Origin of the sequence: Actinorhabdospora filicis (genome assembly GCF_030269765.1) — a bacterium.
Taxonomy (GTDB): Bacteria; Actinomycetota; Actinomycetes; order Mycobacteriales; family Micromonosporaceae; genus Actinorhabdospora; species Actinorhabdospora filicis.
The window spans coordinates 279,692-293,524 of sequence record NZ_BSTX01000001.1; the positions used below are offsets into that span (position 1 = coordinate 279,692).

13 protein-coding genes are annotated in these 13,833 nt (G+C 72.2%); 4 read left to right on the forward strand and 9 right to left on the reverse strand.

Going from position 1 to position 13,833, the window contains the following annotated elements:
• Window positions 1-18: 18 nt before the first annotated feature.
• Complete coding sequence (locus tag QSK10_RS01350; RefSeq protein WP_285660696.1) at window positions 19-606, forward strand: hypothetical protein; 588 nt, start codon at window positions 19-21, stop codon at window positions 604-606.
• Window positions 607-628: 22 nt separating this feature from the next.
• A complete protein-coding gene (locus QSK10_RS01355; RefSeq protein WP_285660697.1) occupies window positions 629-1,123 on the forward strand; it encodes a hypothetical protein in 495 nt (164 codons plus the stop codon).
• Here QSK10_RS01355 and QSK10_RS01360 read toward each other — a convergent pair.
• A complete protein-coding gene (locus tag QSK10_RS01360; protein WP_285660698.1) occupies window positions 1,120-2,349 on the reverse strand; it encodes an MFS transporter in 1,230 nt (409 codons plus the stop codon). The two genes, QSK10_RS01355 and QSK10_RS01360, sit on opposite strands and share 4 nt — an antisense overlap.
• 1,524 nt (window positions 2,350-3,873) lie before the next feature.
• Window positions 3,874-4,377: an HIT family protein gene (locus tag QSK10_RS01365; RefSeq protein WP_285662888.1), complete on the reverse strand. Its 504-nt coding sequence runs from the start codon at window positions 4,375-4,377 to the stop codon at window positions 3,874-3,876.
• Between the two features lie 185 nt (window positions 4,378-4,562).
• On the opposite strand from QSK10_RS01365, the gene QSK10_RS01370 reads away from it, so the two are divergent.
• Complete coding sequence (locus QSK10_RS01370; RefSeq protein WP_285660699.1) at window positions 4,563-5,885, forward strand: GNAT family N-acetyltransferase; 1,323 nt, start codon at window positions 4,563-4,565, stop codon at window positions 5,883-5,885.
• On the opposite strand, the gene QSK10_RS01375 is transcribed toward QSK10_RS01370, so the two are convergent.
• Window positions 5,882-6,430: an NADPH-dependent FMN reductase gene (locus QSK10_RS01375; RefSeq protein WP_285660700.1), complete on the reverse strand. Its 549-nt coding sequence runs from the start codon at window positions 6,428-6,430 to the stop codon at window positions 5,882-5,884. The two genes, QSK10_RS01370 and QSK10_RS01375, sit on opposite strands and share 4 nt — an antisense overlap.
• Window positions 6,431-6,510: 80 nt before the next feature.
• Here QSK10_RS01375 and QSK10_RS01380 point away from each other — a divergent pair, with 80 nt between their 5' ends.
• On the forward strand, window positions 6,511-6,972 hold the full coding sequence (locus QSK10_RS01380) for a MarR family winged helix-turn-helix transcriptional regulator (RefSeq protein WP_285660701.1): 462 nt from the start codon (window positions 6,511-6,513) through the stop codon (window positions 6,970-6,972).
• Here the strand turns inward: QSK10_RS01380 and QSK10_RS01385 are convergent.
• The 6 genes from QSK10_RS01385 to QSK10_RS01410 form a co-directional block, all read right to left on the reverse strand.
• Complete coding sequence (locus QSK10_RS01385; RefSeq protein WP_285660702.1) at window positions 6,960-7,514, reverse strand: HdeD family acid-resistance protein; 555 nt, start codon at window positions 7,512-7,514, stop codon at window positions 6,960-6,962. The genes QSK10_RS01380 and QSK10_RS01385 overlap by 13 nt on opposite strands.
• A gap of 123 nt (window positions 7,515-7,637) precedes the next feature.
• Entirely contained in the window at window positions 7,638-9,455 is a 1,818-nt protein-coding gene (locus tag QSK10_RS01390) for a cellulose binding domain-containing protein (RefSeq protein ID WP_285660703.1), read from the reverse strand.
• A 199-nt stretch (window positions 9,456-9,654) separates the two neighbouring features.
• Complete coding sequence (locus tag QSK10_RS01395; protein WP_285660704.1) at window positions 9,655-10,155, reverse strand: hypothetical protein; 501 nt, start codon at window positions 10,153-10,155, stop codon at window positions 9,655-9,657.
• 107 nt (window positions 10,156-10,262) lie between these two features.
• Complete coding sequence (locus tag QSK10_RS01400; protein ID WP_285660705.1) at window positions 10,263-10,586, reverse strand: hypothetical protein; 324 nt, start codon at window positions 10,584-10,586, stop codon at window positions 10,263-10,265.
• 89 nt (window positions 10,587-10,675) lie between these two features.
• A complete protein-coding gene (thrS, locus tag QSK10_RS01405) occupies window positions 10,676-12,715 on the reverse strand; it encodes a threonine--tRNA ligase (RefSeq protein WP_285660707.1) in 2,040 nt (679 codons plus the stop codon).
• Between the two features lie 179 nt (window positions 12,716-12,894).
• A complete protein-coding gene (locus tag QSK10_RS01410) occupies window positions 12,895-13,095 on the reverse strand; it encodes a hypothetical protein (protein WP_285660708.1) in 201 nt (66 codons plus the stop codon).
• Window positions 13,096-13,833: the final 738 nt, after the last annotated feature.

Below are 13,833 nucleotides of genomic sequence, written 5' to 3' on the forward strand. Positions count from 1 at the left end.
ATGCCGTAACCTGCCCGCGTGTCCTACCAGTACCCGGGCGGTTACTCCGTCCCGCAGCCGCACCGGTTCGCCCCGCGCATCCCGGCCGACCTGCCGTTCGTCGTGCGGCCGAGCGCCGGGAGGGTGTGGGGCATCATGGGCGGCGTCCTCAGCCTGGTCATGGTGCCGTTGCTGCTTTGCGCGGTGGTGCCCGCCATCGTGTCGAACGGCGAGTACGGGTTCCTGCTCGTCATGGTCGTGGTGTGCGTGGGGGCTCTGGCGTTCATCCCCGTGACGATGATGCTCGGCGGCCCGACCCTGGCCTGCGACGAGCACGGCGTGTGGGTGCGCGCCCGCAAGTGGCCGGTGCGGGCGGTGTGGCTGCCGTGGGAGTCGATCGCGCGCGTCTACACGCGGCGCTGGCTCCAGGAGAAGGTCGTGGCGTTCCAGCCGCACGACCCCTCGGCGGGGCAGGGCGGCGGGGCGATGACCTCGATGGACACCGCGATGCAGCGCGCCTACTTCGGCAGCAGGTTCACCGCGTCGGTGGTTTTCGGCGACAAGCGCGAGGCCGAGATCATGGCCGCGCTGAGTCACTTCGCGAGGGGACGCGTGTACTTCGGGTGAGGGCTCCGTATGCTCTCCCCTCGTGTCACCGACCCACGCCACCGCAGACCTCGTCCCGGCCGGCCTCCCCTTCGAGCTGAGGCCCGCGGCGTGGCCGGTGCTGCGCGCGCGGCGGCCGCTCCTGGGCGTCCTGGCGCTGGTGATGGTGCCGGTGGTGGCCGTGGACGTCCTGGTCGCGCCCGCGCCGGTCGCGATCGGCGTCGTGGTGGTGGCGGTGGCGCTGATGGCGGCGATCGTGGGGGCGGTGCTGTACCTGAACACGCGCGGCGGGCCGTTCCTGGCCGCCGACGGCCTCGGAATGTGGCTGTACCTGAAGGACCGGGGCGGCGCGGTGTGGCTGCCGTGGGAGACCGTCGACCGCGTGTACCTGCACCGCCTCGGATGGGAGACGGCGGTGTGCGTGCGTCCCGCGTCGGGCGGCCCGCTGACGGCGTCGGTGGCGCTGACGCACGTCCGCCCGGCGGAGATCCTGGGCTCCCTCGACCGGCTGGCCGCGGGCCGCTGCCGCGTCGGTTAGGCCGCCAGCTCGACCGGGCGCTTCCGCAGCGCCCACGCGGTGAGCGGCCTGGCGAGCAGGCCCAGTCCGGCGGAGAACGCCGCCAGCACCAGCCAGCCCGGCCCGCCCCACACCAGCGCGAGCGCGGTGACCAGCGCGGGCCCGACGCTGCTGTGCAGCGCGCTGGAGAGGCCGAAGACGCCCTGGTAGGCGCCGAGGGCGTGCTCGGGGGCGAGGTCCATGGAGATGGTGAAGCCGCCCGCGGAGTGCCACAGCTCGGCGCCGGTCAGCAGCACCGCCGCCGCGATCAGCAGCGCGACCGCCGTCCACGTCGGGACGTAGAGGGTCAGCGGGAACAGCAGGCACGCCGCGCCCGAGGAGAGCCCGGCGAGCCGGACGAGCGAGGCGGCGCCGGTGACCGAGTCGGCGCGCCGCGTGGCCGGTACCTGCAGCGCGATGGCCATGATCGTGTTCAGCAGCATGATCCCGGCGACCAGGGCGCGCGGGGCGTCGGTGTACTGCAGGATCCACACCGGCATCGCCACCGCGAAGATCGAGACGTCGATCGACAGCAGCCCGATGAGCAGCGTCAGCGACAGGAACGGGTAATCGCGCCACACACCGCCCTTGGGCGCGCCGGGCGGCTTCGGGCGCGGCGTCACGGCCGGGACCCGCAGGTAGAACCACGTGCCCGCGAGGAACGTCGCGGCGTTGCCCAGGATGACCGCCACGTAGGCCGCCCGCGTGTCCAGCGTCAGCACGACACCGGCGACCAGCGTCCCCACCGAGAAGCCGACATTGAGCACCGACCGCAGGTACGCGCGCGTCCGCACCCGCTGCTCCGGCGCGACGGTGGCCGCGACCAGTGCGTTCCGGCACGCCGACCCGCCCCGGCGGCAGAACTCGAAGAGCACCGAGACCAGCAGGAACGGCCAGAACGAGCGCACCAGCACGAACGACGCCATGCACACCGCCTGCGCCGCGGCGAGCACCACGGCCAGCCCCCGCAGGCCGATGCGGTCCCCCAGGTGCCCGAACAGCGGCCCCGCGAGGAACCCGGCCAGGCCCGCGACGGCGATGCCCGTGCCGACCTGCGTCTCCGGGAGGCCGACGGACTTGATGAAGAAGACCACCGAACACGTCAGCCACAGGCCGGTGCCGAGCGAGTCGACGAGCTGGTTGACCGCGAAGACGCGAGGCGCGCCCGGGGCGGGGAGGAGAGCGCGGAGGCGGGGGGCGAGGGTCATGCCGGTCATTAAACAAGACGGACGTACGGTTTGCAACTCTGGAGTGGATCGAGTTTGAGGCCTGGGCTTGGGCGGGGGCGGGGATGGAGACGGCCGTGGGCGGAGCGGGGACACGCCCCGGGGCGCCGGACGCGCGAGCCGGGCTCGCCAGGGCCCATCGCGCCCGGGACGGCGGCCTCTCCAGGGGCGGGCGGCGGCGCAGGACACGCCATCGGACCGCCTCGAAACCCGCGCGCGGCAAGGCCCCGACCCGGCTCTGGGCGAACGGGCGCGGTGGATCGGGCCGCGCATCACGTCATACCCGGTCGCCCGGGGCATTTCACGCCACCACACACCCGGCAACCGCGCCGCTGGCCAGTCATCGCCCGGCTCTGCGGGTACGAGCGGCCCATCACGTCGTGGACAGGCTGAGGACACCATCCGGGGCATCTCGCGCACGCCACACGCCCCGCGAGCCCTCGCCCGGCCCGGCGGGCACGGCAGCCCATCACCTCACGGACAGGCCGAGGACACCACCCGGGGCATCTCGCGCACGCCACACGCCCCGCGAGCCCTCGCCCGGCCCGGCGGGCACGGCAGCCCATCACCTCACGGACAGGCCGAGGACACCACCCGGGGCATCTCGCGCACGCGACACACCGGCAGCCGACGGGCGAGCGCGACTCCCCTGCCGCCGTACTCGCCAGCACGATGCGGTGCGGCCGAGCGGGTTCACCCCTGGCTCCCGGTTGCCCACCGCCACCCCGAGCGGCCGCGTGCGAGTCACGCGGCCGCCACGACCCCCATGCGGCGACAGCGCGCCAACCCGGGGCCGAAGCGCGCGGGATAGCCGGTCACGCGGGCGGGTTGTTCGTCACCGCGCGGCCCGGGTGGCCGCGCGGGTCGGTGTGCTCGGGCACGGAAGCGGTCACCGGGGCTGCGCGGAGACACCCGCACGGCTGGTTCGCGGGCGCGATGAGGCCGTGCCACCCGGCATGGCGCTCTGCCCGGCGCCCCGGCATGTCCACCGCACGGCGAGAGGCTGTCGGCACACACGACCCGCATCACCCCCGCCACCCAAGCGGATCATGGCCGGGCCGCATTGACCCACACCTCACCCGAGGAGACTCCGCCAGGCCATGGTGGGCTCTGCACCGACATCCCGCTTCACCACCGGCCCCGCCACCCCAGCGAGCCGCTCGGCGACCGCCTCCCGATCCACGCGGGTGCGATGCCACCTCATCCGCGTCCCCGGGCCCATCACTCGCGCGTCCACACGCGCGAAGGCGGCTCACCCGCCCCGAACGACGCCCCCACCACGCCATGCCCCACGCACGCGGGTTGGCGCGACACGGGTCAGCGTGCGCAGACGGGCCCGGCATCCGCGTCCCCGCACCCATACGCACATAAGCCGGGTGTCCTGGCCGGTGCGTCCGGGGTGGGCCGGGCTCCTACGCCATGCGCGCGCGAACCGGCCAGCCCAAGGCCAGGCGAGCCCTCGTCCCCCCACCCGCAGCACTGTCCGGGCCCGGCGCAAGACCCGCCCTACTCCCCCGCGGCCGCCTCCGCCGCCACTCCCGGCCACGCCTCCGCGAGGAGCTCGCGCGTGTCCGCCAGGATCTGCGGCAGCACCTTCGTCCGCCCGATCACCGGCATGAAGTTCGCGTCGCCGCCCCACCTGGGCACCACATGCTGGTGCAGGTGCCCGGCGATGCCCGCGCCGGCCACGGCGCCCTGGTTCATCCCGATGTTGAAGCCGTGGGCCTGCGATACGCGCCGGACCACGCGCATGGCGACGCGGGTGAAGGCGGCGAGTTCGGCGACTTCGTCGAGGTCGAGGTCGGTGTAGTCCGGGACGTGCCGGTAGGGGCACACCATCAAGTGCCCGGAGTTGTACGGGTACAGGTTCAGCACGGCGAACACCGTCCGGCCGCGGGCGATGATGAGGCCGTCGCGGTCGGGCAGTTTCGGCATCTCGCAGAACGGGCAGCCGACGGGTTCGTGGTCGGGTCCGGGCGGCTTCCCCTCCTCGCCCCTGATGTAGACCATCCGGTGCGGCGTCCACAGCCGCTCCAGCGCGTCGGGCTCTCCCACGCCCGTCCGCGGTGCCCCCGCGCCGTCCTGTACGTCAGTCACGCGCCCGATCCTATGCCCCCGCGCGCCAAGATCCCTGATCGCCGGAGAGGGCAAAGCATCTGGCGATCTTGTGACCGCCCTCACTATTCTGCGCGACGATGGAGATATCGACGTACACAGATGATTACGAGCTCGTCGCTCCCCTGTACGGGCTCTCCCCCGAACGGCTGCGAGAGATCGACGCCCTGCACGCCGAGCGGCCTCCGAGGCTGGTGGCGGTGGACGGCGGGACGCCCGTCGGCGTGGTCGGCGGGTGGGTGCGCCCGGACGGGCGCCTCGTCGGCCGTTTCGGTGGTGACCCGGCACGCACCGCCGCCCCGCTGGCCGACCGGCTCGCCGCGATGTTCGGCGCCGACGTGCACACGCAGGTCGCCGAGGAGGACGCCCCGGCGTTTCGCGCCGCGGGGTTCCGCGACCTGCGCGCCGAGGACCGCTACCGCGTCCGCTTCGCCGAGGCCCTGGACCGGCTCGGCGAGCGCCCGGTGCCCGGCGGGTACCGGCTGATCGGCGCCGACTCGGCCGATCCGGGGCGGTTGCTGGACCTGGACTGCGCGTTGCGCGGGCGGGGCTGGCGGCCGGATCCGGTGTGGTTCCGGGAGGAGACCTTCGGTTCGCCGTTCTTCGACCCGTCGGGTTACCTGGTGGCGGTCAGCGGGGCGGGCGATTACACGGGCCTGGCGCGGTTCTGGCGCAATCCGGACGGGCCGCGGCTGGGTTTCCTGGCGGTGCTGCCCGAGCATCGCGGGCGGGGTGTCGCGGCGGCGTTGCTGGCGCGGGCGATGCGCGCGGCGGCGTCCTGGGGGCACGAGGAGTTCGTGACCGAGGCCGATCCGGACACCGAGGGCGCGTCGCTGCTGGCGCGCGCGGGCGCGTCCCGGACCGGCCGGTCGGTGGAGCTGGTGCGCGAGCGGGTGCTGCTGGAGGCGGTCGCCGAGCGGCACGGGCCGAGCTATGTGGCGATGATCGGCGAGTGCGAGCGCATCGGCGAGGGCTATCCGTGGAACAACGTGCCGCTGGCGCGCTCGGATTTCGCCGCTTTCGTGCGGGAGCTTCAGGAGGAGGCCGCCGGCATCGGCCTCCCCGAGGGCGCCGCCGCGCAGCGCACCTACGTCCTGACCCGCGACGGTGAGGTGCTCGGTGAGTTCCGGTTGCGGCCGGACATCGCCGAGCCCTTCGAGGAGCACAATGGCCACATCGGCTACAACCTGCGCCCCTCGGCGCGGGGCCGGGGCCTGGGGACGCGGGGGCTGGCGCTGGTGCTGGACGAGGCGCGGCGGCTGGGCGTCCCGGGCGTCCTGCTGACGGTGGAGGGCGCCAACGAGGAGTCGGTGCGGGTGATCCTGAAGAACGGCGGGCGCCTGGTCCGCGTGTTCGGGGACGCCGACGACGCCCGGGTGCGCTCCTACTGGATCGACCTCTAGGCGGCCACGGGGACGGCGGCCAGGAACTCCCGGGTCAGCGCGGCGAGGCGCTCGTCGGCTTCGCCGCGCAGGACGCCGTCCTCGATGGACTCCCCGGCCAGCGGCAGGACGTATCCGTGCTCGTGGACGCGCGCGCCGACGGCCTCCAGGACCAGGCGCAGCGCGTCCTGGCCGCGGCGTCCGCCGCCGCGCCCGGGCCCGGCGGCCAACAGCAGCACGGGGACGTCGGTGGTCACCCACGGCTTGACCCGGGAGACCCAGTCGAGGAGGTTCTTGACCGGCCCGGGCAGCGACGCGTTGTACTCGGGTGAGGCGATGACCAGCGCGTCGTGGCCGGCGATGAGCGCGGCGAGGCGGGCGGCGTGGGCGGGGACGCCCTCGGCGGTCTGGACGTCGAAGTCGTAGAGGGGCACGGGAAAGTCGCGCAGGTTGGCCTCGGTGACCTCGGCCCCGGCGGCGGTCAGGTGGCGCGCGGCGGTGGTGGCGAGCAGGCCGTTCAGGGAGCCGGAGCGGGCGGAGCCGGTGAAGACCAGGACCCGGGACATCGGAACCTCCAGTTAGTTGACGTGTCACATAAGCTAGCACCAGGTATGTGACACGTCAACTAACGGGTTAGGCTCATTCCGTGAACGAACCACGCTGGCTGTCCCCCGACGAGATGCGCGCCTGGCTCGGCTACCGGCGCCTGCGGAACCTGCTGGACGCGCGCATCGCCCGCGACCTGACCGAGGACGCCGGGCTGTCCGAGCAGGACTACGACGTCATGTCCAACCTCTCGGCCTGCGAGGGCCGCCGCACCGGCGTCGGCGACCTGGCCGCGCGCCTGCGCTGGTCGCATTCGCGCCTGTCGCATCACCTGACGCGCATGGAGAAGCGCGGCCTGGTCGCGCGCGAGGAGCATCCCGGGGACGCCCGTGGCGCGATAGCCGCGCTGACTCCGGCCGGCTGGGCGGCGCTGCGGGAGGCCGCGCCCGGTCACGTGGCCTCCGTCCGCGAGCACCTCATGGACGTCTTGACCCCGGAGCAGGTCCGGGTCCTGGGGGACGTCGCCGAGGCGGTCCTGGCGCGCCTGGGTCAGAGGACGTAGTCGTTGGGGCCGTTCGAGCGGCCCTTCACCTGGAAGCCCAGGATGATGCTCATGACGCCGAGGAACACCGCGTAGACGCCGATCAGCCAGATGACGGCGAGGACGCCGCTGCCGGGCCAGATCATCAGCAGCAGGCCGAACAGGACCGAGACGGCGCCGGACAGGATCAGCACCCACTCCCCGGTCATCTCCTTGCGCAGCTGGACGGCGCCGATGATGGTGATGACGCCGCGCACGATCGCCCAGGCGGCGATGACGAACAGCAGCGCCAGCGCGGTGATGCCGGGCCAGAACAGGGCGATGAGGCCGAGGATGACGCTGGCCACGCCCATGACGGCGAGCCAGCCGCGCCCGGCCATGTCGGTGCCGCGGATGGCGGCGGCGATGGCGAAGACGCCGTCCACGAGGGTGTAGGCGCCGAACAGGATCACCAGGACGAGGACGGTGGCGCCCGGCCACACCCACGCCATGATGCCGAAGATGATGGCCAGCACGCCCTGGAGCACCAGGACCCACCAGTTGCGCGAGAGCTGCCCGAGCATGATGCGCCTCCTTCGACCCTTTTGTCCGTCAAGCTACTCCCTCGACGGGGGCTTTCCGGGCGAAACGGGCGAGGCCGGGGCGACCCCGCGTGGAGGATCGCCCCGGCCGGGTGCGGGAGGGGGTCAGAAGCCCGCGGTGATCTGCGTGAACTGCCAGTTCTGCTGGTCGATGCCCGAGCAGTTCTCCTGGACCCCGCCGCCCGGGCAGGGCCGGTCGCGGTTGACCGACCAGAAGGCGAGCCGGGACAGGCCCTTCTGCTTGGCCCAGTCGCGGATCTGCGTCCAGGTCTGCGTCGTGGTCAGCTCGTTGTTGTCGGACAGGCCGTTCATCCCGGAGATGCCCATGTGGGTGTAGGCGACGGCGTCGGTCCAGCCGTAGACGCTCTTGAGCTTGTTCTTCAGGCCCTCGGACGCCGAGATGGTGCTGGAGTACATGTCGGTGCTGCTGTTGCCGTAGTCGAAGGGCATGATCGTGAAGATGTCCACCGGCACCGCGAGGGCCTTGGACCGCTCGATGAGCCGGTCGCCCCACTCGGTCGGGCCGCTGATCGCGGTTCCGAAGGTGACGATCGAGGTGATGCCGGGGTTGTTCTGTTCGATGATCTTCAGCGCGTTCAGGATGCGGTCCTGGACGGTGGCGTTCTCGAACTCGTCGGTGTTCTCGATGTCGATGTCGATGGCCTTGAGCCCGTAGGCGTCGATGACCTTCTGGTAGGCGCCGGCCAGGGCCTCCGGCGTGGAGCAGTTCGGGCCGAGCTTGTTGCCCTGCCAGCCGCCGAAGGACGGGACGATGTTGCCGCCGGCCGCCTTGATCTGGTTGATGACCTGCTGGTCGACGCCGCCGGTCAGCGGCCGCTCACCGTCCCAGCCGGGGTTGCAGCCGCCGCTGGAGAGCACGAAGGCCATGGTGAACCACTTGATGCCGGTGGCGTTCATGACCGTCACCGGGCTCGGCGGGTCGCCCCAACCGTTGTACAGGTACGGCGCGGCGGCCTTGGTCCCGCCGCCGGTGCAGCCGGTCGTGGTGCCGGAGACCGGCGCGGACTTCGCCGACTCGCCCTGCGCGTTGTACGCGGCCACGGTGTAGGTGTGGCTCGTGCACGCCGTCAGGTTGCCGATGGTCGCGGTGGTCGCCGCGCCCGTGGAGACGACGGTCGTCCCCTCGTACACGCGGTAGCCGGTGACCGTGCCGGTCGATGCGCCCCACGACAGCGAGATGGACGTGTTCGTCGTCCCGGTGACCGTCGGCGTCCCCGGCGTGCCGGGCCCGTTGGTGCAGCCGGTCGTCGTGCCGGTCACCGGCGCCGACTTCGCCGACTCGCCACTGGCGTTGTACGCGGCCACGGCGTAGGTGTGGGCGGAGCAGGCCGCGAGGTTGCCGATGGTCGCGGTCGTCCCTGCGCCGGTGGAGACGACCGTGGTCCCCTCGTACACGCGGTAGCCGGTCACGGTGCCCGTCGAGGCGCCCCACGACAGCGAGATGGACGTGTTCGTCGTCCCGGTAACCGTCGGCGTCCCCGGCGTGCCGGGCCCGGGCGTCGTCCCACCGGCGCAGGAACCGCCGTTCAGCAGGCAGTTGGCCGGGGTGGCGGCGCCGTTGACGATGAACCCGAAGGTCACCTGCGCCCCGGCCGCGACGGTGCCGTTGTACTCGCGGTTGGCGAAGGTGTGGTGGGTGCCGGACTTGGTCAGCAGCGAGTCCCAGTACGCGCCGACGCTCGTCCCGGCGGTCAGGTCGAACTCGACCTTCCACGACGTGAGCGTCGTCGTCCCGCCGTTCTTGATGGTGAACTTGGCCTCGTAACCGCTCCCCCAGTCCTGCGCCTTCGAGAAGGTCGCGGTCGGCCCCGCCAGATCGGCGGCGGGCGCGGCGGTCGGAGCGACGAGCACGACGGCGAGCGTTAAGAGCGCCGCCGTGGCCGTTCGCAGAATTCTGCGCATGGTGTCTCCCGGTGAAGGGTGTTCGTGATGAGAGGTGGACCGCGCCCGAGCCGGAGAAGGCGCGCCCCATGACGTTCGATCGGGCTGTTCGCCGGGCGGGTCGCCACTGACCGCCCGGATTACTTAGGAACGTTTCCTTAAGTGGCGTCAATGTAGCGCCCCGGCAAACCCGCGTCAACAGGATGGATCCGGCTGAAGTTCAGTCCAGCGGACGTGCCGGACGGGTCACCGCGAACAGGTCCCCGAACCGCCGGTTCTGCGCACGGGAGCGCTCCGCGCGGGAGATGTCGCACGCGACTGGTAGATGGTTGGGATGGGGCCTTCGGGAGGAAACGGACCACCGCCGGGGCCAGTCGCCGGGCACCGGCCCCACACCACTGATGCGGCCGAGTGGCACCTCGCCCGGCTGATCGCCGAGAAAGACGAGGAACCGGCGATCCCGGTTCGACACCCGGGCGAGCCTCACCGGGGCCTCACCCGACCGCGCCGGCCGCGCGACCGTCTCCCGGCCACCGTCGGTGACCTGCCCCCGCCTCCGTGCGAGCCGTTCCCGGCGGCCGTAGATCGACGCGAGCCGCGACGCGGGCACCGGCTGCTCCCAGACCTCGAAGGCCGCACCGGAGGTCAGCTCGGCCCGGCACGCCGCCGCGGCCTCGCTCTCCAGGCCACCGAGCAGGGCGATGAGCCGATCCCGATCCACGCGGCGAGACTACGCGTCCCCGGCCGGGTGTCCCGGAAAGACCGCCGCGACGAGCACGGCCCGCCCGCCGAGCCGGAGCGCCACCGGAGACCCCACGCCCGTCCCGGTCACAGGGTCAGCCAGACCCACACGACGCCGGGTGTCTGCACCAGCAGTCCCACCGCGCAGAGCCACACCCCAACTCGGCCACTCCGCGCGAGCGCGCCACCGATGGCGAGACCGAACCCGACCACTCCGGACGCGACCGCGGCCGTGATGAGCCACAGCTGCATCACCCCTTCGGAGCCGTCCGAGGCCAGCCACATGACCACCGGTCTGATCATGATGAGCACCCGGCCGTACGTGAGGAACACGACTCCGGATGCGACGGTCATGATCCAGCACGCGATGGTGCGGCCGGTGGAGGTCTCTTCGGCTAATACGTCTGACACCGCCTCAGCTTAGGACGCGCCGCCATCCCGCGCGGGTACGCGAAACGGCCCCGGGCGCGCTCGCCCGGGGCCGTTTTCACATCTCTCGGCTACGCCTCGGCGGGCGTGGCCTCCTCGCTCTCATCGGCCGCGGCCGAGGGGCCGTGGTTCACGCGGGAGCGGACGACGTCGAGCACGTGGGCGACCGCTTCGTCGAGGGGCACGCCGTTGCGCTGGGAGCCGTCGCGGTAGCGGAAGGACACGGTTCCGGCTTCCTGGTCGGTGTCGCCGGCCAGGATCATGAACGGGATCTTCTGCAGCTGCGCGTTGCGCACCTTCTTCTGCATGCGGTCGTCGGAGGAGTCCACCTCGGCGCGGACGCCCTCGGCGCGCAGGCGCGCGGCGAAGTCCTCCAGGTAGCCGACGTTCTCGTCGCGGATCGGGATGCCGACGGCCTGGACGGGGGCCAGCCACGCCGGGAACGCGCCCGCGTAGTGCTCGGTGAGGACGCCGAAGAAGCGCTCGATGGAACCGAAGAGCGCGCGGTGGATCATCACCGGGCGCTGCCGGGAGCCGTCGGCGGCGACGTACTCCAGGTTGAACAGCTCCGGCAGGTTGAAGTCGAGCTGGATGGTCGACATCTGCCAGGTGCGGCCGATGGCGTCCTTGACCTGGACGGAGATCTTCGGACCGTAGAAGGCCGCGCCGCCCGGGTCGGGGACGAGCTCCAGCCCGGACTCCTCGCCGACCTGGCGGAGGGCCGCGGTGGCCTCCTCCCACACCTCGTCGGAGCCGACGTACTTCTCGGGGTCCTTGGTGGACAGCTCCAGGTAGAAGTCGTCGAGGCCGTAGTCGGCGAGCAGGTCGAGCACGAAGCGCAGGAGGCTCTTCAGCTCCTCCACCATCAGCTCTTTGGTGGTGTAGATGTGCGCGTCGTCCTGGGTCAGGCCGCGGACGCGGGTGAGGCCGTGCACGACGCCGGACTTCTCGTAGCGGTAGACGGTGCCGAACTCGAACATCCGCAGCGGCAGCTCACGGTAGGAGCGGCCACGGGCCCGGAAGATCAGGTTGTGGAACGGGCAGTTCATGGGCTTGAGGTAGTAGTTCGCGCCCTCCAGCTCCATGGGCGGGTACATGCCGTCGGCGTACCAGTCGAGGTGACCGGAGGTCTGGAACAGCTGCGCCTTCGTGATGTGGGGGGTGTTGACGAACTCGTACCCGGCCTCCTCGTGGCGGCGCCGCGAGTAGTCCTCCATCTCCTTGCGGATGACGCCGCCCTTGGGGTGGAACACCGCCAGGCCGGAGCCGATCTCGTCGGGGAAGCTGAAGAGGTCCAGCTGCGCGCCGAGCTTGCGGTGGTCGCGCTTGGCGGCCTCCTCCAGCATGGCGAGGTGTTCCTTGAGGGCGTCGCGGGTCGGCCACGCGGTGCCGTAGACGCGCTGGAGCTGCGGGTTCTTCTCCGAGCCCATCCAGTACGCGGCGGCCGAGCGCATCAGCTTGAACGCCGGGATGTGCCGGGTGGACGGCAGGTGCGGGCCGCGGCACAGGTCGCCCCACTTGCGGTCGCCGGACTTGGCGTCGAGGTTGTCGTAGATGGTCAGCTCGCCGCCGCCGACCTCCATGACCTCGTCGGCGTCGACGTCGCCGTCGCCCTTGATGTCGACGAGCTTGAGCTTGAACGGCTCGTTCGCCAGCTCGGCCTTGGCGGCGTCGTTGGAGTCGAAGACGCGGCGGGAGAAGCGCTGCCCGGACTTGATGATCTCCTGCATGCGCTTTTCGAGGCGCTTGAGGTCATCGGGCTGGAACGGGGTCTCGACGTCGAAGTCGTAGTAGAAGCCGTCCCGGATGGGCGGGCCGATGCCGAGCTTGGCCTCGGGGAACAGGTCCTGCACGGCCTGCGCGAGGACGTGCGCGGTCGAGTGGCGCAGGACGTTCAGGCCGTCCGGCGAGTCGATGGCGACCGCTTCGACCTCGGCGTCGGCGTCGGGGGCCCACGACAGGTCGCGGAGGTTCCCCTCGCCGTCGCGGACGACGACGATCGCCTTCGCACCCGACAGCGGGAGGCCGGCGCGCTCGATCGCGTCGGCGCACGTCGTCCCGGCCGGAACGACGACGCGGTCGGTCACGGCGGGAGGCGGAGGTGCGGACACGATGGTTCTCCTTCGAGCGGGTACGGGCCTCCCCGTACGTGGCGCCGGGCGATTCCCGGCCTCGCTCATCGTAGTCTCAGCGATTCGCGCCGCTCGAACGCATTACCCGCCGGTCCGCGAGGGTCCGCACCGCGCCGGGCGGGTGCCCGCCCGGCGCGGAGACGGTCAGTGGCGCGCGGTCACATGCACTGCGAGCCGCTGGCGACGTGGCAGCTGTAGATCGGCAGCCCCTCGGGCGTGACGCCCGCGGGACAGCAGTAGAAGCAGGCGTCACTGCACTGGCAGTGGCACTTGGGCGACGTGCCCGTGGCCGACGCGGTGGCGGCGGGCACGAAGGCCCTCAGCATGCGGTCGCCGAGCCGGGTGACGATCGAGGCCATCGCGGGTCTCCTCTCGGATGGGATCGCACCAATGTAGACCGCGGAGGTACAGGCGAGCGCATACGCGAGCCGGGCGAATGCGCAGGTGAGGACGGGGATAGGGGTGGGGTCGGGACTAGATCGGGACGAGGTTGGCGCAAGGTCGGAAAGCACGGGCGGGGAGCACGGGCGGGGAGCGGTGGCGAGGCGAGTTCGGGAGGGCCTGGGCCGGAGCGGGGTTCGGGCGGTGCCGGCCGCCAGGCCGCGCTCCGGGGATGTGCCACCGGCCGGGATCCGGTGAACCGGGCCGGCCTGAACCGAGCCGCCCTGAACCGTGCGGGCCGGGCTCGCCGCCGGTGGGACTCGGCGAAGGCTCGCGCACGGCCGTGCCGATCCGCCACGGTTCGCCTCATCGTCGGCTGGACGAGCACCGACCGGCTGCGCGGCACGATGCGAGCTCGACGGCCGGGGTGTGCGACACCGCGGTCGCAGCGCCGGGTGCGCCGGGGTCATCGTGCCGCCCGCGGCTTGTTCCGGTGGGAGTGACGTCGCGGGCCGACCGGAGCGAGGCGGGTGGCGGGCCGTGTGGCCGGCTGCTCGCCGGGCCGCGACTCTGACGTGGGCGGCGCGGGCCCTGGGCGCGGATGCTCTCCGGCCTCGGCGTGTGCCCGGCGCGGCCACCCCGCCCGGAAGGCCGGGCCCGCCGATGACTCCCCTGAGGGAGCCACCGGCGCGACGGGGTGGCGGCGGCTTACCGGT

Excerpts from the sequence above, each read along its gene's own strand:
- QSK10_RS01360 (WP_285660698.1), bottom strand. The coding sequence starts at position 2,349 with ATGACCCTCGCCCCCCGCCTCCGCGCTCTCCTCCCCGCCCCGGGCGCG.
- QSK10_RS01365 (WP_285662888.1), bottom strand. The coding sequence starts at position 4,377 with ATGGTCTACATCAGGGGCGAGGAGGGGAAGCCGCCCGGACCCGACCAC.
- QSK10_RS01370 (WP_285660699.1), top strand. The coding sequence starts at position 4,563 with ATGGAGATATCGACGTACACAGATGATTACGAGCTCGTCGCTCCCCTG.
- QSK10_RS01375 (WP_285660700.1), bottom strand. The coding sequence starts at position 6,430 with ATGTCCCGGGTCCTGGTCTTCACCGGCTCCGCCCGCTCCGGCTCCCTG.
- QSK10_RS01385 (WP_285660702.1), bottom strand. The coding sequence starts at position 7,514 with ATGCTCGGGCAGCTCTCGCGCAACTGGTGGGTCCTGGTGCTCCAGGGC.
- QSK10_RS01390 (WP_285660703.1), bottom strand. The coding sequence starts at position 9,455 with ATGCGCAGAATTCTGCGAACGGCCACGGCGGCGCTCTTAACGCTCGCC.
- QSK10_RS01410 (WP_285660708.1), bottom strand. The coding sequence starts at position 13,095 with ATGGCCTCGATCGTCACCCGGCTCGGCGACCGCATGCTGAGGGCCTTC.